Here is a 26,793-nt window from a genome sequence, read left to right as displayed (position 1 = left end):
CAGTATTCACGACGATAATTATTGCAATTGCTGTTGCCTTTCAGCGTGGCGATTCCAGACCAGGGCACCTGCGACAAACAGCGCAACGCCAGCCAGCCCCAGCGCAGGCTCCAGCCGGTGGGTTAGCCAGGTTGATAACGCCGAGGTCACCGGCCCCACCAATTGCCCGATGGCATACCCGGTGGTGAGCAGCCCCGCCATATAGCGCGTGTGGTGTGGCGCCAGCTCGCGGCCGTATAAAAGAGAGAGCTGCACCGCGCAGAGGAACCCGCCTCCCACCAGCAGCCCGCCCGTCAGCAAGCCGCCAATGCCCGGCAGCAGCCAGGCCGCCAGCACGCCCGCGCCCTGTAACCACAGCACGATAGCCAGCCTGCGGTTAGCCGTTGAGGTGTGGCGCAAAAGAATGCTGAGCGCAATCCCCACCACGGCCGCGGCACCAAAAATCGGCCAGACAAACTGGGCAAACAGGCTGCCGGGAAAACGCACCGCCGCCATTTGCGAAAGGAAGGTCGCCGGAAGGATATAGCCAAATCCCGCCAGGCTGTAGCTCCAGACCAGGCGCTTGAGATCCGTCGTCAGCAACAGCGGCTCTGGCGCGCTGCCGGGTCGATGAAGCTGTCCGGAACGCGGCAAATAGCGCGCCACCAGCGCGACCAATACCAGCGCCAGCACGCCGTAGATTTGCCACGCCGCACCGGCCGAAAGGGATTTCGCCTGAATATAGACCGCGAGCAGGCCGCTCAGGGCGATGCCCGCGCCAGGACCGGCAAACACGGCAGCGCTGAGCCCCGGTTTACCCAACTGCCCCAGCCGCTCGTTGCTCCAGGCGGCAATCAGCACCATTGACCAGCCGCTCATGCAGCCAATCACAAAGCGCAGCAGGCCGTGCACAACCGCGTTATCCGCGGCGGCGGAGAGCAGGGTCAGCGCAACCGCACCGGTGATGCCAAGCCAGAGTCGCGTTTCAACAAAGCGGTGCGCCCGCATGGCATCCCATGCGCCCACCAGATAGCCCAGATAATTCATCGCCGCCACCAGACCTGCGCTGGTGAGCGTGAGTTGCCCGGCGGCAATCATCAGCGGCACCTGAGGCGTAAAGGCGAAGCGCCCTATCCCCATCGCCACCACCAGAACGACAAACCCACTAAGCGCAATACGCAGCGCCATGACAGCTCCAATTGTTAAAAAAAAGTAAATTTATGATGCAGCATCTCGCCGTTCCGCGAAAGTGAAAGTTGCTCACAGGTAAATGAAAACGCTGTATTATGGCTCTAATGAATAGCTATTCTCATTAAGGAGCCCTGCATGGAACTGCTCGAAGAGCACCGTTGTTTTGAAGGTCGACAGCAGCGCTGGCGGCACGACTCCACCACGCTGAACTGCGCCATGACGTTCAGCATTTTCCTGCCCCCGACGGAAAATCCGCCGGTTCTGTTCTGGCTTTCAGGCCTGACGTGTAATGACGAAAACTTCACCACCAAAGCGGGCGCGCAGCGTATTGCGGCCGAGCTGGGCATTGCGCTGGTGATGCCCGACACCAGCCCGCGCGGCGATGATGTGGCGGACGATGCCGGGTACGACCTGGGCAAAGGTGCCGGATTTTATCTCAACGCCACCGAGCAGCCGTGGGCGAGCCATTACCGCATGTATGACTACATTCGCGACGAGCTGCCAGCGCTGATTAAGGCCGAATTTACGGTGAGCGACCGCTGCGCCATCAGCGGCCACTCCATGGGCGGGCACGGGGCGTTAATCATGGCGCTGAAAAACCCGGGGAAATACACCAGCGTCTCTGCGTTCGCGCCGATTGTGAACCCAACGCAGGTGCCGTGGGGACAAAAAGCTTTCACAAACTATCTGGGTAAAGATGAAGAGAAATGGCAGGAATGGGATAGCTGCGCGCTGATGCTGGCAAGCCGGACGGAAGATGCGATTCCGATGCTTATCGACCAGGGTGATGCGGATCAGTTCCTCGCCGGACAGTTACAGCCTGCGGTTCTGGCTGAAGCGGCGCGCCAGAAGGACTGGCCGCTGACGCTGCGCATTCAGGCGGGATACGATCACAGCTATTACTTTATGGCGTCCTTTATTGAAGATCATCTCCGCTTCCATGCGGAACATCTGTTCAGGTAAGTTCAGCCTTTTTGCCCGGTAGCCTCCTGCATACCGGGCCTTTCCCCTCCCCCTCATTTACATAGTTCTATCCGCTTGAATCCAGGCTGGTTTCCTTTCACCCCCTTCAAACACAAATGATTTCAATTATCATTTGTGTTTACAATTCTACATTCTTTTGTACAATTCCAGGCTCTTCTCCATCTTAAAGAGTTCTTAAAAGACAAAAACATACAGTTCTCAGGGTTATCCCGATGGAGTTTTATTCATTTTTATACGGAATGTACAAATGACAATACCCCGCATTAAGCTCCTGGCCGTCGCCGTTGGCGCTGCCACATTCACCCCTCTCGTTCACGCAGCCGATCAGGACACCGTTGTCGTCACCGCGACGGGTTTTGAACAAAAGATCCAGAATGCCCCCGCCTCCATCTCTGTTATTTCGAAACAGCAGATTGAAGATAAAGCCTACCGTGATGTTACCGATGCCCTGAGAGACGTCCCGGGCGTGGTCGTCACCGGCGGCGGGAGTAGCAGTGATATCAGCATTCGCGGCATGGCATCTCAGTACACCTTGTTCCTCGTGAACGGCAAACGCGTCAGTACGCGAAGCACCCGCCCAAACAGCGACAACTCGGGTATTGAACAAGGCTGGCTGCCGCCGCTGGAGTCCATTGAGCGCATTGAGGTTATCCGCGGCCCGATGTCCTCACTTTACGGCTCCGATGCGATGGGTGGCGTCATCAACGTCATTACCAAAAAAGTCTCAAACACTAAAGCCTGGACCGGTTCGTTGCACGGCGATGCAACCTTCCAGGAAAACCATGATTCCGGCGATATCTTCCAGACCAACGCCTACGCTTCTGGTCCCCTGATTGACGGTCTGCTTGGCGCAAAAGTGACGGGGCTGTTGTCACGCCGCGCCGAAGATAAAATCGTGAACGGGTATAACGAGCAGAAAATGCGTAACGGTGGCATTACCCTGAACTTCACCCCGGATGAGAAGAACGATTTCGATCTTGATTTTGCTCGCGAGCTTCAGGACAGAAACAGCACGCCAGGGATGTCGAAAGCGGCTGAAACCTGCCGGGAAACGACCTGTAAGCCAAATACTAAAAGCGACTCACGCTATGAGCACACAACTTACTCCTTAACCCACAGCGGGTATTACGACGACTTCAATACCACCAGCTATATCCAGCAGGAAGAGACCAATAATCCAGGTCGCAAAATGCGCTCGTATAACACCACCTTCAACAACCAGAACCAGATTTTCCTCGGCGATCATACGTTGACCCTCGGCGGGCAGTATCGGTATGAGAAACTGCGCGACGAGGGCAATCAGCTGGAAGCTGCGGACGGCCTGAACAAACTGACGCGCTGGAGCTGGGCCCTGTTTGCCGAAGATGAATGGTCAATGACGGAAAGCTTTACATTGACCGGCGGCCTGCGTATGGACAAAGACCAAAACTACGGGACGAACTGGACGCCGCGCGGTTACGGCGTATGGCACCTGGCCGATCACTGGACGTTGAAAGGCGGGGTTTCGGCTGGCTATCGTGCGCCGGATCTGCGGCAGTCGTCTGCCAGTTGGGGCCAGGTAACGGGTGGCGGCCGTCTTGACGGTATCATCGTTGGCAACCCGGATCTGAAACCAGAGAAGAGTCTGAGCGAAGAGCTCGCCCTGCTCTGGGATAACAACGATAACCTGAATGCCGGCGTGACGCTGTTTAATACCGACTTCAAGGACAAGATTACGGAAGTTCGCCGCTGTAACAGCAGCGCCGATCCCGCCTGTACGATTGGCGATCACAGCTATGATTTCGTGAGCGACCGCGTTAACGTGGACAAAGCCAACATGCGCGGCGTGGAGTCCTCCTTCGGCTGGAAAATCTCGCGCGATGTAAACTGGACCGCAAACTATACCTATACCGAATCTGAGCAGAAGAGCGGTCAGTTCTCAGGCAAGCCGCTGAACAAGATGCCGAAGCACATGTTCAACACCACCCTGGACTGGCAGGCGACGCCCGACGTAGGTTTCTGGAGCCGTCTGAACCTTCGCGGTAAAACATCTGAGTACCTGAGCCGCACGTCAATGTCCCAGGGCATACCGTCCTACACTCAGGTTGATGTCGGTCTGCGCTACAACGCGAACAAAAACCTGCTGGTTACCGCCGGTGTGTATAACGTGCTGGATAAGCAGATTGACTACGACACGTATGACACCGTGCTGGACGGGCGTCGCTATACGGTTGGCATGACCTACAGCTTCTGATCTGCCCATAAAAAAGCCCGCTCGGTTGAGCGGGCTGAAAGAGAGGAAGCGCGGTTATTGTTTAAATCGTTCCGGGAAATCCATTTCACTGTAGCGAACGAAGCGGGTTCCTTTCGTCAGTTTGTAGCCAAACCAGATGATCAGGAACAGCGGAATACCAATGTAGGTCGCCGTGACGGCACCCCAGTCAATGGTGTCCGCAAGGAAGGCCTCATAGTTCTGACCCAGAGTAATGATCAGGCACAGAACGAAGGCGAAAATCGGCCCCAGCGGGAAGAACCCTGAACGGTACGGCAGGTTATTCAGGTCATGACCCTGCATGACGTAGCCGCGACGGAAACGATAGTGGCTGATGGCAATGCCCAGCCAGGCGATAAAGCCCGTCATCCCGGAGGTGTTAAGCAGCCACAGGTACACCGTCTGGTTGCCGAACATGGAGGTCAGGAAGCACAGGCCGGCAATCACCGTGGTGGCATACAGCGCGTTGCGCGGTACGCCGCCGCGGGACAGTTTCGAGAAAATGCGCGGCGCTTTGCCGTCGCAAGCCAGGGTATAAAGCATACGGGTGGAGGCGTACATGCCGGAGTTACCCGCCGACAGCACCGCCGTCAGGATCACCGCATTCATTACCGCCGCCGCTGAGAGCAGGCCCGCGTGCTGGAAGACCAGGGTGAACGGGCTGACGCTGATGTCTTTCACATCGTTACGCAGCAGGCTTGGATCGGTATACGGAATGATCAGGCTGATAATCAAAATAGCGAACACGTAGAACAGCAGGATACGCCAGAACACCTGACGCACCGCGCGCGGAATGTTCTTCTCCGGGTTTTCGGATTCACCGGCCGCGATACCAATCAGCTCCGTGCCCTGGAAGGAGAAGCCGACAATCATCGCCACGCCAATCATCGCCGAGAAGCCCCCGGCAAACGGCGCATCGCCTATCGTCCAGTTGCTCCAGCCCGCAGGTTCAGCCCCTTTGAAAATACCCACGATCATCGCCACGCCGACGACGATAAAGATGATGACGGTTGCCACTTTGATCAAAGAGAACCAGTATTCCGCTTCGCCAAAGCCGCGCACGGAGATGTAGTTCAGCAGGAAGATGACGGCGAGGAACAGGGCGCTCCAGATCCAGCCCGGCGTGTCCGGGAACCACCAGGTCATCACCAGCTGCGCGGCGACGAGGTCCACGGCGATGGTGACGGCCCAGTTGTACCAGTAGTTCCAGCCCAGCGCGAAGCCGAAGCCTTCCTCAACGTATTTTTGTCCGTAGGTCGAAAACGAACCTGACACCGGCATGTATGCCGCCAGTTCGCCCAGGCTGGTCATCAGGAAATAAACCATCAGGCCAATCAGGATATAAGAGAATAATGCCCCACCCGGGCCGGCTGCCGAAATCGTTGCGCCAGAGGCAACGAAAAGACCTGTACCGATTGAGCCGCCAATGGCGATCATCGTCAGGTGACGCGCCTTGAGTTCACGACGTAGCGTGGGCGCTTCTGTGGTTTTAGTTTCTGAAACCATGTGAAAATGCTGTCCATTTAATAAATGAGGCGCGATTGTAGCAGACGATCTGCGTTCCTTCCGGCAGAAATACCCTGTTATAAGAGAGCTTCATGACGCGTCCAGGATTATAAGTAACGCATTATTTTTCCCTCTCCCCTTTGGGGTGAGGGGCGCTTTTACATCTCGCAGTAGCGCAGAAAACGCTGCAGCGAACTGGACAGGTGTTTCTGACGATGGTGGATGCACCACAGCGTGCGCACCAGTTTTGGCAGCGGAACGGGGATTTCCACCAGCGATCCGGTCTCCAGCTGTTCGGCAATCACCCGCCGGGAAAGACAGCTGATGCCCAGGCCATGACGCACCGCGTGCTTAATCGCCTCTGAGTTTCCCAGCTCCATTCCCAGCTGGAAATGCGGCAGATGCGACAGCAGCAGGTAGTCGACAATCTCGCGCGTGCCGGAACCCTGCTCGCGGAGGATCCACTGCGCCTGCGCCAGCCGCTCCAGCGTCACCTCGCCCTGCAATAACGACGAGGCCGGAGACGCAAACACCACCAGCTCATCCTCCAGCCAGGGCTCGGCAATGATATCGACGTTGTGGCAAGGACCTTCGATAAGACCGATATCCACGCGGAAATCAATCACCGCGTTGATCACGTCCTGGCTGTTACCCACGCTCATTTCCAGCGGCAGGGTCGGGAAGTCCCGGCGGTAGCGGGCAATCACTTCCGGCAGGATGTAGTTGCCGATGGTGCTGCTGGCAAAAACGCGGATCGCGCCGTTGTCCTCGCGGAACAGCTGCTCGATTTCAATAGCCTGCTCCAGCAGCGCCAGCGCGCGCGGGTAAAGCAGGCGGCCATGTTCGTTGACCACCAGTCGCTTCCCTACCCTGTCAAACAGCTGGACGCCCAGCTGGCCTTCGAGATCGGTCAACGCCGCGCTGACGGCAGACTGCGAGAGCGCCAGCATTTGTGACGCCTGGGTCGTCGAGCCGCTTTTCAGCACCTCGGCAAACACTTCCAGCTGACGCAATGTAATGTGCATGGTTACTTACCACTTATAAAGATTGATTATAAATATATAATCAATTTTATTTTTAAGCCAGCGCGCCGTAACCTTTAGCCAGACAAAGGAGAAGGTTATGTCAGAAATCACCTTACAACATCATCGTACAGTGTGGCACTTCGTGCCCGGCCTTGCGCTCAGCGCCGTCGTCACCGGCGTGGCCTTATGGGGCGGCAGTATTCCGGCAGTGGCCGGTGCAGGGTTCAGCGCGTTAACGCTGGCCATTTTGCTCGGCATGGTGGTCGGGAACACCGTTTACCCCCATATCTGGAAATCCTGCGACGGCGGCGTGATTTTCGCCAAGCAGCATTTATTACGTCTCGGGATTATCCTTTACGGCTTCCGTCTCACCTTTTCGCAGATTGCGGACGTGGGCGTCAGCGGGATTGCCATTGACGTCCTGACGCTGACCAGCACCTTTTTACTGGCGTGCTTTATCGGTCAGAAAGTGTTTGGCCTGGATAAGCAAACCAGCTGGTTAATCGGCGCAGGCAGCAGCATCTGCGGCGCGGCCGCGGTGCTGGCAACAGAACCCGTCGTTAAAGCCGAAGCCAGTAAAGTGACGGTGGCGGTCGCGACGGTGGTTATCTTCGGTACGCTGGCGATCTTCCTGTATCCGGCCATGTACCCGCTGGTGGCGCACTGGTTTAGCCCGGAAACCTACGGCATCTATATTGGCTCAACCATGCACGAAGTGGCGCAGGTGGTGGCGGCAGGTCACGCCATTAACCCGGAAGCGGAAAACGCGGCGGTCATTGCCAAAATGCTGCGCGTGATGATGCTGGCCCCGTTCCTGATTTTCCTCGCGGCCCGTGTTAAACAGCTGGCACCGGCTGGCGGCAGCGAGAAGAGCAAAATCACCATTCCGTGGTTTGCGATCCTGTTCATCGTGGTCGCTATCTTTAACTCCTTCCACCTGCTGCCAAAAGCGGTAGTGGAGATGCTGGTGACGCTGGATACGGTGCTGCTGGCGATGGCGATGGCGGCGCTGGGGGTGACCACGCACGTCAGCGCGCTGAAAAAAGCCGGTGCGAAGCCGCTGCTGATGGCGCTGGTGCTCTTCATCTGGCTGATTGTCGGCGGCGGTGCGATTAACCTCGCCGTGCACAGCCTGATGGCATAAACCATCTCGTCCTTCTCCTGTTAACCCGCTATCATAAGCGTTTCGGGTTAACAGGAGTTTTTATATGAAATACGTTGGAGCGCACGTCAGCGCTGCAGGTGGCCTGGCGAATGCCGCCATTCGCGCCGCCGAAATCGAGGCGACCGCTTTCGCCCTGTTCACCAAAAACCAGCGCCAGTGGCGCGCCGCGCCGCTCACCGCTGAGGTCATTGACGATTTCAAAGCCGCCTGTGAAAAATACCATTACGGGCCGGGCCAGATCCTTCCCCACGACAGCTATCTGATTAACCTCGGGCATCCGGTGCAGGAAGCGCTGGATAAGTCCCGCGAGGCGTTCCTTGATGAAGTGCAGCGCTGCGAACAGCTCGGGCTGACGCTGCTGAACTTCCATCCGGGTAGTCATCTGATGCAGATTGATGAAGATGCCTGTCTGGCGCGCATTGCCGAATCCATCAACATGACGCTGGATAAGACCAAAGGCGTCACCGCAGTGATTGAAAACACGGCTGGTCAGGGCAGCAACCTCGGCTTTAGGTTTGAACATCTGGCGGCAATCATTGACGGCGTGGAAGATAAGTCTCGCGTGGGCGTGTGCATTGACACCTGCCATGCGTTTGCCGCCGGGTATGACCTGCGCACCACCGAGGCCACGAAAAATACTTTCGAGGAGTTCGAGCGCGTTGTTGGCTTTAAGTATCTTCGCGGTATGCACCTGAACGATGCGAAAAGCGCGTTCGGCAGCCGCGTTGACCGCCACCACAGCCTGGGCGAAGGCAATATCGGTCACGATGCCTTCCGCTTTATTATGCAGGACGCCCGCTTCGACGGTATTCCGATGGTGCTGGAAACCATCAATCCGGATATCTGGGCGGAGGAGATTGCCTGGCTGAAGGCACAGCAAACCGCAGAACAGGCGGCATAAAAAAAGCCGGGTTGCATTAGCACCCGGCTTTTTTATTGCTTACTGCTTACGCTGCTTTTGCCACAACTTCCGCTTCCGGACGTTTCAGCACCGCGTAAGACAGGCCTGCCACCAGCGTACCGGCAACAATCGCCAGCAGATAACCCAGTACTGGGGTGATGGCGCCAGGGATCAGCAGGACGAACAGACCGCCGTGCGGCGCCATCAGCTTCGCGCCAATCGCCATGGAGATGGCACCCGTTACCGCGCCGCCGACGATACAGCACGGCAGAACACGCATTGGGTCACGCGCCGCGAACGGAATCGCACCTTCTGTGATGAAGCACAGGCCCAGCACCAGCGCCGCTTTACCGCCTTCCTGCTGCGCTTTGTCGAACTTACGACGGGCAATAATCGTCGCCAGGCCAAGCGCCAGCGGTGGCACCATACCGGCCGCCATGATCGCCGCCATCGGCGCGTAAGTCTGGGTACTCAGCAGGCCAACGCCAAAGGCGTATGCCGCTTTGTTCACCGGGCCACCCATGTCGGTACACATCATGCCGCCGAGGATTGCGCCCAGCAGCACCGCGTTCGCCGTGCCCATGGTTTGCAGCCAGTGGGTCAGGCCCGCCAGGATACCCGCAACCGGCTTACCAATCAGGTAAATCATCGCCAGACCGACCACCAGGCTGGAGATGAGCGGAATGATCAGGATTGGCTTCAGCGCCTCCATACTCTGCGGCAGCTTCAGCTTTGAGCTAATCAGCTTCGCAACGTAACCCGCGAGGAAACCTGCGATGATACCGCCAATAAAGCCGGAACCAGTGCTCACCGCCAGCATACCGCCGATAAGACCCGGGGTCAGACCCGGACGGTCAGCGATGGAGAAGGCGATAAAGCCCGCCAGCACCGGCACCATCAGCGCGAACGCTGAACCGCCGCCGATCTGCATCAGCGCAGCCGCAAGCGTCCCTTCTTCTTTAAATGCCGTAATACCAAACGCGAACGACAGTGCGATACACAGGCCGCCCGCAACCACCATCGGCAGCATGTAGGACACGCCGGTCAGAAGGTGACGGTATGCGCCCGCAGACTCTTTTTTCCCTTCGGTCGGCGTTTTTGCTGCGCCGGTGGCCTGATACGGTTTGGCTTCTGCCAGGGCCTTATCAAACTCCTGCGCGGTCTTTTTCAGCGCCAGGCCGGTAGAGGTGCGGTACATCGGTTTGCCGGCAAATTTCGCCAGATCCACTTCGATATCTGCCGCCACAATCACCAGATCGGCCTCAGCGACCTCTTCCGGCGTAATGGCATTGCCCGCCCCCACGGAGCCACGGGTTTCAACCTTCACCCACCAGCCGCGTTTTTTCGCTTCGGTTTCAATGGCTTCAGCTGCCATAAAGGTGTGCGCCACGCCCGTCGGGCAGGCCGTGACCGCGACAACGCGTTTCGGACCCGAGGCCGCAGCCGGAGCCGCCGCGACAGGCGCGCTGTAGACGGTCGCGTGACCTTTCGCTTCGCTCAGAAACAGTTCCGGGTGTGCCACCGCGCGATTAATATCGCCCAGCCACACTTTTTTGCCGTTCAGCGCGCTGTCAGCGGGAATTTTATCGCCCAGGACAATCGCCAGTTCGGCATCGCCTGGGTTATCAATGATGTCCAGGTGTGCTTTTTGTGCCGCCGCGCCCAGCAGGGTCTTCGCCATGTAGGCGCGAGCCTGTCCGAGACCGGAGTCAATGATCAGCAGCGTTTTCATTATTCCTCTCCTGCTGTTAGTTAAAAGGTTTTAAGTCAACGCGCGCCATCATCGCGGCTAACTGGGTACGATCGGTAATACCGACATTGCTCTGGCTCACGGCCAGGGCTGCAACGGCGGTGGCAAGACGTAACGTATGTTCACTGGATTCACGCATCAGCAGGCCGTAAATCAGGCCGCCAACCATAGAATCCCCTGCGCCAACGGTGCTCACCACTTCCATTGACGGCGGTTTGGCAATCCATTCACCTGAAGCGTTAACCCACAACGCCCCTTCTGCACCCAGCGAGATCACCACGTGAGCAATACCCTGCTCGCGCAGCGCATGGGCGGCCTCAATCACATCTTTTAATTCCGGCAGCTTGCGGCCTGCCCAGATCTCCAGCTCGCGGCGGTTTGGCTTCACCAGCCATGGAGAGGCTTTCAGACCCGCCACCAGCGCATCACGGCTGCTGTCGAAGATAATGCACGGGCACTGGCTGCGCAGGCGCGTCATCCAGTCGGTAAACGCTTCCGGGCTGACGCCGGACGGCAGGCTGCCGCTGACGCACACCATGTCGAACTGGCCCAGCCAGGTCAGGGAGTCGGTCACAAAGCGCTCCCAGTCAGCTGGTGTCACTTCGAAACCGGAGAAGTTAAGATCGGTCACTTCGCCGTCTTTTTCCGTCAGCTTAACGTTGATGCGGGTACGGCCCTGCACAACCTGGAAACGGTTGGCAATGCCCAGCTCGCTGAACAGCTGCTGGAAGCCATCCTGGTTATCTTTACCGAGGAATCCGCCCACGGTGACGTCGATACCGAGATCCTTGAGCACCTTCGCGACGTTAATCCCTTTGCCCGCAGCATGCAGGCCAGTGGTACGCACGAGGTTAACTTCGCCGCGCTCAATTTCCGGGCAAAACCCCACCAGGTCATAAGCCGGGTTCAGCGTAATAGTCGCAACACGTCTGCTCATTATGCGCCCTCCCCCAGACCTGCCGCGATGGCGTCGCCAATTGCTTTCAGCGCCTGTTCAGCATCTGCGCCCTGCGCGGTGAAGCGCAGGCGATGGCCTTTCTTCACGCCCAGCGCGACGACTTTCATCAGGCTGCGGCCGTTGGCCGGTTTGCCCGAACCATCCAGGTTGGTCACGGTAATCTCGCTTTCAAATTGTTTAATGGTGTTGACCAGCATGGTGCCCGGACGGGCATGCAGGCCGTGTTCGTTACGCACCACGAACTCGGCGTTCAGCACGTCGTCCGTTAGCGCGTCGTCGCTGGTCAGCAGCGCCAGCACGGTCGCCGCATCAGCGTTCAGCAGTTTTTCAGCTTTATTGTTCAGCAGCAGATCGCCCAGACGCTTCAGCACCGAAACCGGCTGCTCATCGTTCATCGCCACGGTCACCAGCATGGCTGCTGTCTCGCCCTCAACGTCGAACGCGGTGGCGGCGCGGCTCACTGCAATTGCGCTGCGCAGGTTGCCTTCAGCGCTGTCGTTCAGCCAGATACCCTGGCCGAGATTCAGCGGTTTATCGTTAATCACGCGCGTCACAAAGGTGGCATCAGCGGCACCCGCTTCTTTCAGGCGACCCGCGTTCAGCGCCTGCAGCGTGACCAGGTCGGAGGCCACAACATCCAGCGTCAGCGTGTCGTTATCCAGCTTCAGCGCTTCACTCTGTTTTTCGCCCATCAGCAACGCCCGCAGCTCTTCAGCGGTTGTTGCAGACTTCAGCTGTTCCGCCACGGAGTCATCGCTTAGGACATGCGTCAGCTGACGCAGCAGGCCTAAGTGTTCGTCGCTGCTCGCCGCGATACCGATAGCAACATAAGCCACCTGGCCATCGCCCCAGAGCACGCCCTGCGGGAACTGATAGACCTTAACGCCGGTTTTCAACACCTGGTCGCGGGTGTCGGTTGTGCCGTGCGGAATGGCAATGCCATTGCCGAGGAAGGTGGAGGTCTGCTGCTCGCGCGCCAGCATACCGTTTACGTAGCCGTCCGCGACGTTACCCGCCTGCACAAGGGCAGCGGCAACCTGACGAATAGCCTCTTCTTTATCCCCGGCCTGAGCGCCCGGGTGAATATCCTGAACAGATAACTGGAACATGGTTCTCCTCTCCTGCTGAAATTGAATCGTTTCAGCTTACATGAGAAAAAATGCGCTAGCCTGCTCCGTTTGTTAAAACAAGATAGCGCTGAAACGTTTCAAAAAGTCTTGCGCTTTCTGCAATGGCTTGCAAGAAATGTCGTATTTCCGATATCAGAATTTAGAGATACTGCACATTTCTTCTGCGTTCAGCTGAATTTTGCTGAACTTCAGCAAACCAGTTTCAGCTAAGTTCAGCCAGGTGGGGAGTAAGTTGAAATGCCATTTTGATTTTTCGTGGGGTAATTGACTTCACCCACTGTTTATTTTTTAACTGACGGCGTAAACTCCGCCCCTCTCTGTTACTCGCTAATTATAAAACATGCATAACACCCCTGCGGCCACCGCGCCGAAGCCCTTTGATTTGACGTCAACGGCGTTCCTGATTGTTGCCTTCTTTACGGGCATCGCCGGTGCGTTGCAAACCCCGACGCTGAGCCTGTTCCTGACTAACGAAGTTCACGCCCGTCCGGCGATGGTTGGCTTCTTTTTTACCGGAAGCGCCATCATCGGCATTCTCGTCAGCCAGTTTCTCGCCGGTCGTTCCGACCGCAAAGGCGATCGTAAAAGCCTGATCGTTTTCTGCTGTCTGCTGGGGGTGCTGGCCTGCGTCCTGTTTGCCTGGAACCGTAACTATTTCGTTTTGCTGTTCATCGGCGTTTTTCTGAGCAGCTTTGGCTCAACCGCCAACCCGCAGCTGTTTGCCCTTGCCCGCGAACATGCCGACCATACCGGGCGGGAAGCGGTGATGTTCAGCTCGATATTGCGCGCTCAGGTGTCGCTGGCATGGGTAATTGGCCCGCCGCTGGCCTACGCGCTGGCGATGGGGTTTGGCTTTACGGTGATGTACCTGAGCGCGGCGGTCGCGTTTGTGGCGTGCGGCGCAATGGTATGGTTTTTTCTGCCGTCAATGCGCAAAGAGCCCAAAGTGGCAACGGGCGTGCTGGAAGCGCCGCGTCGTAACCGCCGCGATGCCCTGCTCCTGTTTGTTATCTGCACGCTGATGTGGGGCACCAACAGCCTGTATATCATTAACATGCCGCTGTTTATTATTGATGAGCTACACCTGCCGGAGAAGCTGGCCGGCATTATGATGGGCACCGCCGCGGGTCTTGAGATCCCGACCATGCTGATTGCAGGCTATTATGCGAAGCGTTTTGGAAAGCGTTTTTTAATGCGCATCGCGGCCGTCGCCGGGCTGCTATTCTACGTTGGCATGCTGACGGTCAATACACCAGCCCTGCTTCTTGCTTTACAGCTGCTGAACGCCGTGTATATCGGCATCCTGGCGGGGATTGGCATGCTCTACTTCCAGGATCTGATGCCGGGGCAGGCAGGTGCCGCCACCACCCTTTATACTAATACCACCCGCGTGGGCTGGATTATCGCGGGCTCGATGGCCGGTATCGTTGCCGAGATCTGGAACTACCACACGGTGTTCTGGATTGCGCTGGTGATGTGTACGCTGACGATTGGCTGTCTGGCGAGGATCAAAGACGTTTAAGGCGCGGTGAGCGCTTCCAGCTCCAGCAGCCATGTCATTGCCTGCGCGCGCGTGCTGCCGCACATTTCAGCTGATGGCTGAAGCCCGGAACAGACCTTCGGGCGCAGGGGAGACTCAAAGATCATACACAGGTTGGATTCAGAGAGCTGAACGCAGCGGGTATTGGCGGGCTTGCCTTCAGGCATGCCTGGAATGGGGCTTGAAATGGACGGAGCGGTACAGCACGCGCCGCAATCTGGACGACAATCCATACATGCTCTCTCGGTGGCGAACACCCGTACAGTCGGGCATCGGGCGCACAGTAACACCTTTTGCGTATTGATAGCAAAAGCCACGAATTCCACTTGCCTGAAAGGCCGCGCGCGAGTAATTTGGCGCGATATTTTTTACCTCCCGTAGACAGGATTACTGCAATGCCAAGAGCGAACGAAATTAAGAAAGGTATGGTACTGAATTACAACGGCAAATTGCTGATTGTGAAAGACATCGACATTCAGGCACCAAGCGCCCGTGGTGCAGCGACGCTGTACAAAATGCGTTTCGCCGATGTGCGTACCGGCCTGAAGGTGGAAGAACGTTTTAAAGGTGACGATATCGTTGATACCGTGACCCTGACCCGCCGCTACGTTGATTTCTCCTACATCGACGGCAACGAATACGTGTTCATGGATAAAGAAGATTACACCCCGTACATCTTCACCAAAGATCAGATCGAAGAAGAGCTGCTGTTCATTCCTGAAGGCGGTATGCCAGACATGCAGGTACTGACCTGGGACGGCGTGCTGCTGGCGCTTGAACTGCCGCAGACCGTGGATCTGGAAATCGTTGAAACCGCGCCGGGCATTAAAGGCGCCTCAGCAAGTGCGCGCAACAAACCAGCGACCCTGACCACCGGTCTGGTTGTTCAGGTGCCGGAATATCTCTCCGCTGGCGAGAAGATCCGCATCCATATTGAAGAAAAACGCTATATGGGTCGTGCTGACTGATTATGGCATTTGTCGGGTGGCGGCTTCGCCACCCGACAATTCCGGTTACAAAAGCTCCGGATACTTCGTCATCTTCAGCGCCAGCTCGACCCCTCGCACTTCCGCCATCCCCTTCAGGCGGCCAATCGCCGAATAGCCCGGGTTGGTTTTCTTACGCAGATCGTCCAGCATCTGGTGTCCGTGATCCGGACGGAACGGAATAGGACGTACATCGCCCGCCTGCTTGCGACGCGCCTCTTCAGCCAGAATAGCGTCCAACACCGCCACCATATTCACATCACCGCTAAGGTGCGCGGCCTCATGGAAGGTCTTTGGATTCTCCTCCCGGCAGGTCGCACGCAGATGCGTAAAGTGAATGCGATCGCCAAAGGTTTCTATCATCCGTACCAGGTCGTTATCAGCGCGCACGCCGTAGGACCCGGTACACATGGTAAAGCCGTTGTGGATGCTGTCGACCGTCTCTTTCAGCCATTGCATATCTTCAATCGTAGACACGATACGCGGCAGGCCGAGGATAGGACGCGGCGGATCGTCCGGGTGTACCGCCAGACGCACGCCGGCTTCTTCCGCAACCGGAACGATAGCGCGCAGGAAATACGCCATGTTTTCACGCAGCTGCTGCTTATCAATATTGCCGTATTCCGCCAGACGCGCGCGGAACTGATCCAGCGTGTACCCCTCTTCCGCACCCGGCAGGCCAGCAATGATATTGCGGGTCAGCTTCTCAACGTCCGCTTCACTGGCGGCATTGAACCATTCAAGGGCCTGCTGCTGCTCTTCAGCGGTGTAATCCGCTTCGGCGCCCGGGCGTTTCAGAATGTGCAGCTCAAACGCCGCAAAGGCAATCTGGTCAAAACGAAGCGCTTTCGAGCCGTCCGGCATCTGATATTCCAGGTCGGTACGCGTCCAGTCCAGAATCGGCATGAAGTTATAGCAGACCGTATCAATGCCGCAGGCCGCCAGGTTGCGAATGCTCTGCTGATAGTTTGCTATCCAGGTCCGGTATTCCCCGGAATGGGTTTTGATATCTTCGTGAACCGGAATGCTTTCTACCACAGACCAGGTTAACCCCTTCTCCGCCAGCAGCGCCTGACGCTGTTGAATCTCCTCAACCGGCCATACCTGGCCGTTAGGAATGTGATGCAGCGCCGTGACGACACCCGTTGCGCCAGCCTGACGCACATCATCAAGAGAAACCGGATCGTTCGGCCCGTACCAACGCCAGGTTTGTTCCATTGCCTCATCCTCTCAAGTTGTTATACCAATATGGGTTACTGCAATGACGACTACCATACATGTTTGCCGTGAAGGGTCAACACGCCGCCACACATTGATTGATCAAACTCACAGAACGGGGATATTTACGGCTTACCAATTTTATTTGCTGTCATATAACTTTAGACTGGCATTGTTAATTAATGGTTAATCAGGTGTGTATTTCATGAAGACAATTGCCTCAACCGCCCTTCCAGCCCAGGTTCAACAACCGCGCTACGATCGTCATCAACTGCGCTCCCGCATCGTCCATTTCGGCTTCGGTGCGTTTCACCGCGCGCATCAGGCATTGTTAACAAACCGGGTGCTGAATGAAAAAGGCGGCGACTGGGGAATTTGTGAGATTAGCCTGTTCAGCGGCGACGTGCTGATGAGCCAGCTGCGCGCGCAGGATCACCTGTTTACCGTGCTGGAGAAAGGTGCTGAAGGAAATCAGCCGATTATTGTCGGGGCCGTGCATGAATGCCTGAATGCAAAGCTGGACTCTCTGCCCGCGATAATAGAGAAGTTTTGCGAGCCGCAGGTGGCGATTGTGTCGCTCACCATTACGGAGAAAGGCTACTGCATCGATCCCGCGACCGGTAAGCTGGATTTACAAAACGCCCGGATCGTCCACGATCTGGAAAATCCCGCTGAGCCGCATTCCGCGCCGGGGATCCTGGTCGAAGCCCTTAATCGCCGCCGTGAGCGCGGCTTGCCTGCGTTTACCGTGCTTTCCTGCGACAACATTCCGGACAACGGACACGTAGTGAAAAATGCGGTGCTTGGCATGGCGCAAAAGCGCTCCCCGGCATTGGCGGAGTGGATCGAGGGCCACGTAAGCTTTCCAGGAACGATGGTCGACAGAATTGTTCCCGCCGCGACGGAGGCCTCGCTTGCGGAAATCGCCGACGCGCTCGGCGTTGACGATCCGTGCGCCATAAGCTGCGAGCCGTTTATTCAGTGGGTAGTGGAAGATAATTTTGTCGCCGGGCGTCCGGAGTGGGAAGTGGCGGGCGTTCAGATGGTGCAGGACGTTCTGCCGTGGGAGCAGATGAAATTACGCATGCTTAACGGCAGCCACTCTTTCCTGGCGTATCTGGGGTATCTCGCCGGGTACGCGCATATTAATGAATGCATGGAGGACGCCACCTTCCGCGAAGCCGCCCGGCGGCTAATGCTGGATGAACAGGCGCCTACGCTGCGTATAAAGGATGTCGACCTGACTGCTTATGCCGACAGTCTGATTGATCGCTTTGCTAACCCGGCGCTGCAGCACCGTACCTGGCAAATCGCGATGGACGGTAGCCAGAAGCTGCCGCAGCGAATGCTGGATGGCATCCGCGTCCACCTTGAGCGTAAAACAGAATGGCCGCTGCTGGCGCTGGGCGTCGCTGGCTGGATACGCTACGTCAGCGGGTTCGACGAACGCGGCAACGCGATTGACGTTCGCGATCCCCTCAGCGATAAAATCCGCACGATTGTCGAGGCCAGCAGCGACGCCGACCGCGTCAATGCGCTGCTGGGGCTGAGCGAGGTCTTCGGTCACGATCTCGCGCAAAATAGCGTTTTCGCTGAGGCTGTTAGCCAGGCCTACCAGCGCATCACCCGCCGTGGCGCACGCCAGGCTGTTATTGAAACGTTAAATCTTTAGCGATTATTGCGCTTAATGCGAACGGACATTGCCTCCGTTCGCCCTCCCCCTTCTCATTGCGCCCGTTTTTCGCCAGGATAAGAGCATAGTGTTATAGCATCACAATTCTCTTGCGGAGCGCACGTGACCAAAACCAACCTCATCACCGGTTTTCTCGGCAGCGGTAAAACCACCTCTATTCTTCATCTGCTGGCGAATAAAGATCCCGCCGAGAAATGGGCCGTGCTGGTCAATGAATTCGGCGAAGTGGGCATTGATGGCGCGTTGCTATCATCCAGCGGCGCAATGATTAAAGAGATCCCCGGCGGATGCATGTGCTGCGTAAACGGCTTACCGATGCAGGTAGGCCTCAATACGCTGCTGCGTCAGGGCAAACCGGACCGCCTGCTGATTGAACCTACCGGTCTGGGCCACCCGAAGCAGATCCTCGATTTACTGACCGCCCCGGTTTACGAGCCGTGGATCGATCTTCGCGCCACGCTGTGCCTGCTCGATCCGCGTCAGCTTCTGGATGAAAAAGCGGTGGCCAATGAGAACTTTCGCGATCAGCTCGCCGCAGCAGACGTTATTGTCGCCAATAAAGAAGATCGCGCCACGGCGGAAAGCCGGGCCGCGCTGGACGCGTGGTGGCAGCATTTCGGCGGCAATCGGACGCGGGTGCAGGCCACGCAGGGGAATATTGATAGCGCCCTGCTGGATCTTCCCCGCCTGAACCTGGCGCAACTCCCGGCCAGTGCAGAGCATGCGCATCACCATTCTGCAAAGCAGGGTCTGGCCGCGCTTAGCCTGCCGGAACACCAGCGCTGGCGTCGTAACCTTAACAGCGGTCAGGGGTATCAGGCCTGCGGATGGATTTTCGATGCCGACACCGTTTTCGACACCATTGGCATCCTTGAGTGGGCCAGGCTTGCGCCGGTCGACCGCGTGAAAGGGATCATGCGCACGCCAGACGGACTGGTGCGGATCAACCGCCAGGGCGACGATTTCTTTATCGAAACGCAAAACGTCGCGCCACCTGACAGCCGAATAGAGTTAATTAGTGCGGTTAATGCCGACTGGAATGCCCTGCAGTCCAGCCTGTTGAAGCTTCGTTTAAGTTCGGGCGGCTAACGTTGCCCCAGTTTTCACTCAATGCAGAACGTTATGACGACTCGAATTCCCCAGATACTACTGCTTAATGTCGCCGGTCTGGCGCTCTTTTTCTCCTGGTATATCCCGGTGAATCACGGTTTCTGGTTCCCGCTGGATTCATCCCTGTTTCATTTCTTCAACCAGGGGCTGGTGAAGAGTGACGCCTTTCTGTGGCTGGTGGCGATTACCAATAACCGCGCCTTTGACGGCTTTTCCCTGCTGGCCATGGGCTGCCTGATGCTCTCTTTCTGGCTCAAAGAGGATGACACGGGGCGTCGCCGCATCCTGATTATCGGACTGGTGATGCTTCTGGCTGCGGTGATCATTAATCAGCTGGCGCAACATCTGATGCCGGTAAAACGTGCAAGTCCTTCGCTCTCTTTCCCGAATATTTATCGCGTGAGTGAACTGCTGCATATTCCAACAAAAGATGCCTCGAAGGACAGTTTCCCGGGCGATCACGGCATGATGCTGCTTATTTTTTCTGGGTTCATGCTGCGCTATTTCGGTAAGAAGGCGTTCGCAATCGCCCTGCTTATTGTGGTGATATTTGCCTTCCCGCGCGTGATGATTGGCGCGCACTGGCTGACGGATATTGTCGTGGGTTCCCTTTCCGCGGTGCTGATTGGTCTGCCGTGGGTTCTGATGACGCCTTTGAGCGATCGCCTAATTACCCTTTTCGATCGTTATCTTCCGCGCAGAAAGCAACAAAAATTGAACAAATAATTACCATTTTTTAACGTAAACTATCGGGGATCATCACGATCCCTGATAACGCCCTTCCCGCGATCTTTCTGCGCTGTCATATTCTTGTGATCACATTCGTGACAAAAATGAAGCAATTGCACGATTACGCGGCGGATCTGCCGCTATTTTGTGCAATGACAAATTTTTACTTTCTGTATCACAATTTCTTATAAAAAAAAGGCTCTTTTTACTCGCAATAGCCCTGGCAATCGGTTAATCTCGAACTCGTTTTGCCCCATGGAGATAATTATTTCGATGGTGAATAATTTTGTGCGCTGCACCACAAATGTCACCAGAAACAATTGTCTCAATGTGAACAGATAATTAGTCTCGTCACGTTTGGCATTTTTATAACGATATTTGTCGTTAAGGACTTCAAGGGAAAATAAACAAAATGGTCAAATCTCAACCGTTTCTGAGATATATCTTACGGGGGATCCCGGCGATAGCAGTCGCGGTACTGTTATCTGCATGTAGTACATCGAACACCGCAAAGAATATGCATCCTGAGACGCGTGTTGTGGGAATGGAAGATTCCTCTTCACTGCAAGCCTCTCAGGATGAATTTGAAAATATGGTACGTAATCTGGACGTGAAGTCCCGCATTATGGACCAGTATGCTGACTGGAAAGGCGTGCGTTACCGTCTTGGCGGCAGCACTAAAAAAGGCATTGATTGTTCCGGCTTTGTACAGCGTACCTTCCGCGAGCAATTTGGGTTAGATCTTCCGCGTTCGACCTACGAACAGCAGGAGATGGGCAAGTCGATTTCACGTACCAAACTGCGCACCGGCGATTTAGTGCTGTTCCGTGCAGGTTCTACCGGTCGACATGTGGGCATCTACATTGGTAATGACCAGTTTGTACATGCCTCCACCAGCAGCGGTGTGACCATTTCCAGCATGAATGAACCGTACTGGAAGAAGCGCTACAACGAAGCGCGCCGCGTACTGACCCGCAGTTAATATGATAATTGTATCGTTGGTTATCCCTTGGCTGGCGATACAATAAAAAAAAAGCACTGCTTCGGCGGTGTTTTTTTTTGCCCGTTACAATGAATACAATCAGCGGCAATTCAGGAACCACGACGTTTATGCTCACCCGCTACTTCTCCAGTCATCGAAAGATACTGTTCCTCAGTATCATTACCGGCCTGATCGCCGCCCTGCTCCTGGGTTCATTGCAATTTTTCTGGAGCTACCACAAGCGGGAAATCCGATTCGATACGTTGATCATGGATGTGCGCATCTACATGGAGAGCTATTTTGACGAGCTGAAAGCCTCCATCGACGTGCTCCAGCCGCTGACGCTCAATAATTGCCAGGATGTTAACGCGGAGCTGACCTCGCGCGCGGCCTTCAGCCTCAACGTACGCGCCTTCCTGCTGGTAAGAGACAAAATGGCGTTCTGCTCGTCAGCCACAGGGCCAATGAATGCCCCGATGGAGGAGCTGATACCCGAGCTGCACATCAACAAGCAGGTTGATATCGCACTGCTCCCCGGCACGCCCATGCTGCCCAATAAGCCCGCGATTGCCATCTGGTATCGTAATCCACTTGTGAAGGACGGCGGCGTATTCACCTCGGTGAATCTGAACCTGACGCCGTACCTGCTTTACACCGCGCGCCAGGACGAGTTTGCAGGCATCGCGATCGTCATCGGCGACAATGCGTTATCCACTGCCTCAAGCGCCCTCGTCAAAGCGAAGGATTTACATGAAACGCCGGCGCGCACCGCGACGCTCAAAGACGTTCCTCTGACCATCAACCTGTACGCCGAGGAGTGGACGACCGATGAGATACTTTACGCCCTGTTCTTCGGGCTGGTGTGCGGGATTGCGGCAGGGTCGCTTAACTTCTACATCCTCACGACGCGTCTCAATCCGGGCAAAGAGATTCTGAGCGCCATCAAGCGCGGCCAGTTTTATGTGGTTTATCAGCCCGTTGTCGACGCCAAATCGCTCAGGATGACCGGGCTTGAAGTGCTGATGCGCTGGAAGCACCCGACCATGGGTGAGATCCCGCCGGACGCCTTTATCAATTTTGCCGAAGCGCAGAAGCTGATTGTTCCGCTCACGCTGCATCTTTTTGACCTGATTATTCACGATGCGCCAGTGCTACAGACCGTGCTGCCGCCGGGTGCCAAAGTGGGCATTAATATCGCGCCGGGGCATCTGCATGCGGAAAGCTTCAAAGACGATATGCGCACCTTCAAAGCCCTGCTGCCGCCTGATTACTTCCAGATCGTACTGGAAATTACCGAGCGCGACATGCTGAACCATCGGGAAGCTAACAGCCTCTTCGAATGGCTTCATAACGAAGGGTTTGAAATTGCCATCGACGATTTCGGCACCGGCCACAGCGCGCTGATTTATCTTGAACATTTCACCATGGACTACCTGAAAATCGACCGTGGTTTTGTCAACGCCATTGGCACAGAAACCGTGACCTCCCCGGTGCTGGATGCCGTACTGACGCTGGCAAGACGACTGAATATGTCGACCGTTGCGGAAGGGGTGGAAACACCGGAACAGGCGGCCTGGCTGCGCGAGCATGGGGTTAATTACCTGCAGGGTTACTGGATTAGCCGCCCGATGCCGCTGGAGCAGTTCCGCACGTGGCAAAATACGGTGTCGCCTGACGGGGAATAATTTCACATTGCCCGTGGCGTCACTTATTATTCAGCTTAACTGAGCCGGTCTGTAAAAGAGGGAGCCGCCGCGAGATGTTTATGCGCTTTATGTTGCTTTGGTTGGCAGTCGTGAGCCTGTCCAGCCAGGCGCAAACCATCAAAGAGAACATCGCGTTCGCCGTGATTGGCGAGCCAAAATACGCGGTCAATTTTACGCACTTCGATTACGTCAATCCTGCCGCCCCTAAGGGTGGAAAGGTCACGCTCTCGGCTACGGGAACGTTCGACAACTTTAACCGCTTCGCCCTGCGCGGCGTGGCCGCGGCGCGAACGGAATCGCTCTATGACACGCTTTTTGTCACGTCGGATGATGAACCCGGCAGCTATTACCCGCTGATTGCCGATAACGTGCGCTATGCGGATAACTTCGCCTGGGCCGAAATTACCCTAAACCCCCGGGCCCGCTTTCACGACGGCACGCCGGTCAAGGCCAGCGACGTCGCTTTTACGTTTCATAAATTTATGACCGAAGGCGTTCCTCAGTTCCGCATTGTGTATAAAGGCGCAACGGTGCGCGCCATTGCGCCCCTCACCGTACGCATTGAGCTGAGCGAACCGAACAAAGAGAATATGCTTAGCCTGTTCTCGTTGCCGGTGATGCCTGAATCGTTCTGGAAAAACCATAAGTTAAGCGACCCGCTCTCCACGCCGCCGCTGGCCGGTGGCCCTTACCGCATTACCGACTGGCGCATGGGGCAGTACGTGGTCTATTCCCGCGTGAAAGATTACTGGGCGGCTAACCTGCCGGTAAACCGCGGGCGCTGGAATTTCGACACCCTTCGCTATGACTACTACCTCGACGATAACGTGGCGTTTGAAGCGTTCAAGGCCGGCGCCTTCGATTTACGCGTGGAGAACAGCGCCAAAAACTGGGCGACCCGCTATATCGGCAAAAACTTCACGAAAGGCTACATCGTCAAAGACGAGCACAAAAACGAATCCGCCCAGGACACGCGCTGGTTGGCGTTTAATATTCAGCGCCCGGTATTTACCGACCGCCGCGTTCGGGAAGCCATTTCCCTGGCCTTCGATTTTGAATGGATGAACAAAGCCCTGTTTTACGGGGCGTACAGCCGCGCAAACAGCTATTTCCAGAACACCGAATATGCCGCGCGCGACTACCCTAAAGCTGACGAACTGCTCCTGCTGGCGCCGCTGAAAGCGGAAGTGCCGCCGGAGGTGTTTACCACAGTGTTTCAGCCGCCCGCTTCAAAGGGTGACGGCTACGACCGCGACAACCTGCTGAAGGCCAGCAAGCTGCTGGATGAGGCAGGCTGGCAGCTGAAGAACCAGAAACGCGTCAATGCGAAAACCGGCAAGCCTTTAAGCTTTGAACTGCTGCTCTCCTCCGGCGGCAACGATCAGTGGGTGCTGCCGTTTAAGCACAACCTTGCGCGGCTGGGGATCACCATGAACATTCGCCAGGTCGATAACGCGCAGATCACCAACCGCATGCGCAGCCGCGATTACGACATGATGCAACGCCTGTGGCCCGCACAGCCGTGGCCCAGCTCGGATCTGCAAATCTCCTGGGCCTCCAGCTACATCGACTCCTCGTACAATGCGCCAGGCGTAAAAAGCCCGGCGATTGATGCCCTGATTGCGAAAATTGTGGCGGCGCAGGGCGATAAAGATAAGCTCTTGCCGCTTGGTCGCGCCCTCGACAGGGTGTTAACCTGGAACTACTACATGCTGCCCATGTGGTATATGGGCGAAGACCGCCTTGCGCGCTGGGACAAGTTCTCCGTGCCTGCCGTGCGCCCTGTCTATTCTCTGGGCTTTGACACCTGGTGGTATGACGTGAATAAAGCCGCCAGACTGCCCGCCGAGCGGCGATAAGGAATTATCATGGGTGCCTATTTAATACGCCGACTTCTGCTGGTCATTCCCACGCTGTGGGCCATTATCACCATTAACTTTTTTATCGTGCAAATTGCCCCGGGCGGGCCGGTCGACCAGGCCATTGCCGCCATTGAGTTTGGCAACAGCGGCGGCATGCCCGGCGGCGGTGGAGAAGGCATGGGCGCCAGCCATGCGCGAACCGGCGTGGGGAATATCAGTGAAAGCCACTACCGCGGCGGGCGCGGGCTGGATCCTGAAGTGATCGCCGAGATCACCCATCGCTACGGCTTTGATAAGCCGATACACGAGCGCTATTTCAAGATGCTCTGGGATTATATCCGCTTTGATTTTGGCGATAGCCTGTTCCGCAGTGCGTCCGTATTAACGTTGATCAAGCAAAGCCTGCCGGTTTCGGTCACGCTGGGGCTGTGGGGGACGTTGATTATCTATCTGGTCTCTATACCGCTCGGGATCCGAAAAGCGGTGCATAACGGCAGCCGCTTCGATATCTGGAGCAGCACCTTCATCATCATCGGCTATGCTATTCCGGCGTTTCTGTTTGCCGTTCTGCTGATTGTCTTCTTTGCCGGAGGCAGCTATTTCGACATCTTCCCCCTGCGGGGGCTGGTCTCCGCCGATTTCAGCACGCTGCCGTGGTACCAGAAAATCACCGACTATCTCTGGCATATCACGCTGCCGGTGCTGGCGACGGTGATCGGCGGGTTTGCCGCCCTGACCATGTTGACCAAAAACGCCTTTCTCGATGAAATCCGCAAGCAGTATGTCGTGACCGCCCGCGCCAAAGGGGTCAGCGAGAAGCAGATTATGTGGAAACACGTTTTCCGCAACGCCATGCTGCTGGTGATTGCCGGATTTCCAGCCACATTCATCAGCATGTTTTTTACCGGCTCACTGCTGATTGAGGTGATGTTCTCGCTCAACGGTCTCGGCCTGCTGGGCTACGAAGCCACCGTATCGCGCGATTATCCGGTAATGTTTGGCACGCTCTATATTTTCACCCTGATTGGCCTGCTGCTGAATATCATCAGCGATATCAGCTATACGCTGGTCGATCCCCGAATTGATTTTGAGGGCCGCTGATGCCGCGTTTAAGCCCCGTTAACCAGGCCCGCTGGGCCCGTTTTCGCCATAACCGCCGCGGCTACTGGTCGCTGTGGATTTTTGCTGTCCTGTTTGTCCTGAGCATGTGTTCGGAGCTGATCGCCAACGACAAACCGTTGCTGGTGCACTTTAACGACCGCTGGTACGTGCCGGTACTGGCTAACTACAGTGAAAGCGACTTCGGCGGCCCGTTTGCCACCCCGGCGGAGTACCAGGATCCGTGGCTGCGCCAGCAGATCGAACAGCACGGCTGGGCCCTCTGGGCTCCGGTGCGCTTTGGCGCCAACAGCATTAACTTCGCGACCACAACCCCCTTCCCTTCTCCGCCCTCTGCGCAAAACTGGCTGGGAACAGACGCCAACGGCGGCGACGTGCTGGCGCGCATCCTCTACGGTACGCGGATTTCTATTCTCTTTGGATTGATGCTGACCGTCTTCTCCAGCGTAATGGGCGTAGTGGCCGGCGCCGTTCAGGGCTACTACGGCGGAAAAATTGACCTGTGGGGGCAGCGTATCATCGAAGTCTGGTCCGGTATGCCAACGCTGTTTCTGATCATTCTGCTTTCCAGCGTGGTACAGCCGGGCTTCTGGTGGCTGCTGGGCATCACCGTTCTGTTTGGCTGGATGGCGCTGGTGGGCGTGGTGCGGGCAGAGTTTCTGCGCACCCGTAATTTCGACTATATTCGCGCCGCGCAGGCGTTAGGCGTGAGCGATCGCGCAATCATCTTCCGCCATATGCTTCCCAATGCGGTGGTGGCGACCCTCACCTTCCTGCCCTTTATTCTGTGCAGCTCTATCACCACCCTCACCTCGCTGGACTTTCTGGGCTTCGGCCTGCCGCTGGGGTCGCCGTCGCTCGGCGAACTGCTGCTGCAGGGCAAGAACAACCTGCAGGCGCCGTGGCTGGGCATCACCGCCTTTCTTTCCGTGGCCGTGCTGCTTTCGCTGCTGATTTTTATTGGCGAAGCCGTGCGCGATGCCTTCGATCCCAACAAGGCGGTATAAG

22 protein-coding genes are annotated in these 26,793 nt (G+C 56.5%); 14 read left to right on the top strand and 8 right to left on the bottom strand.

Annotated elements, in window-relative coordinates; all coding sequences use genetic code 11:
- Positions 1-18: 18 nt before the first annotated feature.
- Positions 19-1,167, bottom strand: a complete 1,149-nt coding sequence (locus tag IM273_RS19420; RefSeq protein WP_063943449.1) for a YbfB/YjiJ family MFS transporter — start codon at positions 1,165-1,167, stop codon at positions 19-21.
- Positions 1,168-1,305: 138 nt separating this feature from the next.
- Here IM273_RS19420 and fghA point away from each other — a divergent pair, with 138 nt between their 5' ends.
- Positions 1,306-2,133 carry an S-formylglutathione hydrolase gene (fghA, locus tag IM273_RS19415; RefSeq protein WP_028013863.1) on the top strand — a complete coding sequence of 276 codons (828 nt, stop codon included), beginning with the start codon at positions 1,306-1,308 and terminating at the stop codon, positions 2,131-2,133.
- Between the two features lie 268 nt (positions 2,134-2,401).
- The gene (locus IM273_RS19410) at positions 2,402-4,387 is read left to right on the top strand and encodes a ligand-gated channel protein (protein WP_193051497.1); all 1,986 of its coding nucleotides are present in this window, start codon (positions 2,402-2,404) and stop codon (positions 4,385-4,387) included.
- Positions 4,388-4,441: 54 nt separating this feature from the next.
- On the opposite strand, the gene IM273_RS19405 is transcribed toward IM273_RS19410, so the two are convergent.
- Positions 4,442-5,911: an amino acid permease gene (locus tag IM273_RS19405; protein ID WP_028013865.1), complete on the bottom strand. Its 1,470-nt coding sequence runs from the start codon at positions 5,909-5,911 to the stop codon at positions 4,442-4,444.
- Between the two features lie 158 nt (positions 5,912-6,069).
- Entirely contained in the window at positions 6,070-6,936 is an 867-nt protein-coding gene (gene yieE, locus IM273_RS19400) for a DNA-binding transcriptional regulator YeiE (protein ID WP_045629869.1), read from the bottom strand.
- Between the two features lie 97 nt (positions 6,937-7,033).
- Between yieE and IM273_RS19395 the strand changes: the two genes are divergently transcribed.
- Both IM273_RS19395 and nfo read left to right on the top strand, forming a co-directional pair.
- Positions 7,034-8,080: a YeiH family protein gene (locus tag IM273_RS19395; RefSeq protein ID WP_028013867.1), complete on the top strand. Its 1,047-nt coding sequence runs from the start codon at positions 7,034-7,036 to the stop codon at positions 8,078-8,080.
- Positions 8,081-8,144: 64 nt separating this feature from the next.
- On the top strand, positions 8,145-9,002 hold the full coding sequence (gene nfo, locus IM273_RS19390; protein WP_041909003.1) for a deoxyribonuclease IV: 858 nt from the start codon (positions 8,145-8,147) through the stop codon (positions 9,000-9,002).
- Between the two features lie 46 nt (positions 9,003-9,048).
- On the opposite strand, the gene fruA is transcribed toward nfo, so the two are convergent.
- The 3 genes from fruA to fruB are packed head-to-tail and all read right to left on the bottom strand — an operon-like array spanning position 9,049 to position 12,819.
- Positions 9,049-10,734, bottom strand: coding sequence for a PTS fructose transporter subunit IIBC (gene fruA / locus IM273_RS19385; protein ID WP_028013869.1), 1,686 nt, complete (start codon positions 10,732-10,734; stop codon positions 9,049-9,051).
- A gap of 16 nt (positions 10,735-10,750) precedes the next feature.
- Positions 10,751-11,689 carry a 1-phosphofructokinase gene (gene fruK / locus IM273_RS19380; RefSeq protein WP_010433510.1) on the bottom strand — a complete coding sequence of 313 codons (939 nt, stop codon included), beginning with the start codon at positions 11,687-11,689 and terminating at the stop codon, positions 10,751-10,753.
- Positions 11,689-12,819 (bottom strand): fused PTS fructose transporter subunit IIA/HPr protein, encoded by a 1,131-nt coding sequence (fruB, locus tag IM273_RS19375; RefSeq protein ID WP_028013870.1) that lies wholly within the window; start codon positions 12,817-12,819, stop codon positions 11,689-11,691. Before fruB ends, fruK begins: the two co-directional genes overlap by 1 nt.
- Positions 12,820-13,180: 361 nt before the next feature.
- Between fruB and setB the strand changes: the two genes are divergently transcribed.
- Entirely contained in the window at positions 13,181-14,362 is a 1,182-nt protein-coding gene (gene setB / locus IM273_RS19370; protein ID WP_193051495.1) for a sugar efflux transporter SetB, read from the top strand.
- Here the strand turns inward: setB and IM273_RS19365 are convergent.
- Positions 14,359-14,613, bottom strand: a complete 255-nt coding sequence (locus IM273_RS19365; protein WP_028013872.1) for a YkgJ family cysteine cluster protein — start codon at positions 14,611-14,613, stop codon at positions 14,359-14,361. The genes setB and IM273_RS19365 overlap by 4 nt on opposite strands.
- Before the next feature lie 162 nt (positions 14,614-14,775).
- Between IM273_RS19365 and yeiP the strand changes: the two genes are divergently transcribed.
- Positions 14,776-15,348: an elongation factor P-like protein YeiP gene (yeiP, locus tag IM273_RS19360; protein ID WP_008500940.1), complete on the top strand. Its 573-nt coding sequence runs from the start codon at positions 14,776-14,778 to the stop codon at positions 15,346-15,348.
- A 45-nt stretch (positions 15,349-15,393) separates the two neighbouring features.
- Here yeiP and uxuA read toward each other — a convergent pair whose 3' ends face one another.
- A complete protein-coding gene (gene uxuA, locus IM273_RS19355; RefSeq protein WP_193051493.1) occupies positions 15,394-16,584 on the bottom strand; it encodes a mannonate dehydratase in 1,191 nt (396 codons plus the stop codon).
- Between the two features lie 205 nt (positions 16,585-16,789).
- Between uxuA and IM273_RS19350 the strand changes: the two genes are divergently transcribed.
- The 8 genes from IM273_RS19350 (at position 16,790) to IM273_RS19315 (ending at position 26,792) form a co-directional block, all read left to right on the top strand.
- On the top strand, positions 16,790-18,256 hold the full coding sequence (locus IM273_RS19350) for a mannitol dehydrogenase family protein (protein ID WP_045629871.1): 1,467 nt from the start codon (positions 16,790-16,792) through the stop codon (positions 18,254-18,256).
- A gap of 123 nt (positions 18,257-18,379) precedes the next feature.
- Entirely contained in the window at positions 18,380-19,366 is a 987-nt protein-coding gene (locus IM273_RS19345; protein WP_048960965.1) for a GTP-binding protein, read from the top strand.
- 33 nt (positions 19,367-19,399) lie between these two features.
- Positions 19,400-20,113, top strand: coding sequence for a phosphatase PAP2 family protein (locus IM273_RS19340; protein ID WP_028013876.1), 714 nt, complete (start codon positions 19,400-19,402; stop codon positions 20,111-20,113).
- 415 nt (positions 20,114-20,528) lie between these two features.
- Positions 20,529-21,098 (top strand): bifunctional murein DD-endopeptidase/murein LD-carboxypeptidase, encoded by a 570-nt coding sequence (mepS, locus tag IM273_RS19335; protein ID WP_028013877.1) that lies wholly within the window; start codon positions 20,529-20,531, stop codon positions 21,096-21,098.
- Between the two features lie 128 nt (positions 21,099-21,226).
- Positions 21,227-22,783: a cyclic di-GMP phosphodiesterase gene (locus IM273_RS19330; RefSeq protein ID WP_047367968.1), complete on the top strand. Its 1,557-nt coding sequence runs from the start codon at positions 21,227-21,229 to the stop codon at positions 22,781-22,783.
- A gap of 74 nt (positions 22,784-22,857) precedes the next feature.
- Complete coding sequence (locus IM273_RS19325) at positions 22,858-24,663, top strand: extracellular solute-binding protein (protein WP_028013879.1); 1,806 nt, start codon at positions 22,858-22,860, stop codon at positions 24,661-24,663.
- A gap of 9 nt (positions 24,664-24,672) precedes the next feature.
- Entirely contained in the window at positions 24,673-25,767 is a 1,095-nt protein-coding gene (locus tag IM273_RS19320) for a microcin C ABC transporter permease YejB (protein WP_028013880.1), read from the top strand.
- Positions 25,767-26,792 (top strand): ABC transporter permease, encoded by a 1,026-nt coding sequence (locus IM273_RS19315; protein WP_028013881.1) that lies wholly within the window; start codon positions 25,767-25,769, stop codon positions 26,790-26,792. The genes IM273_RS19320 and IM273_RS19315 overlap by 1 nt, the downstream gene beginning before the upstream one ends.
- The last annotated feature ends 1 nt before the right edge of the window (position 26,793 follow it).

It is taken from the genome of Enterobacter cloacae complex sp. P13B (assembly GCF_014895915.1).
Classification (GTDB): domain Bacteria; phylum Pseudomonadota; class Gammaproteobacteria; order Enterobacterales; family Enterobacteriaceae; genus Enterobacter; species Enterobacter bugandensis.
This window is presented reverse-complemented; position numbering and strand designations above follow the sequence as displayed.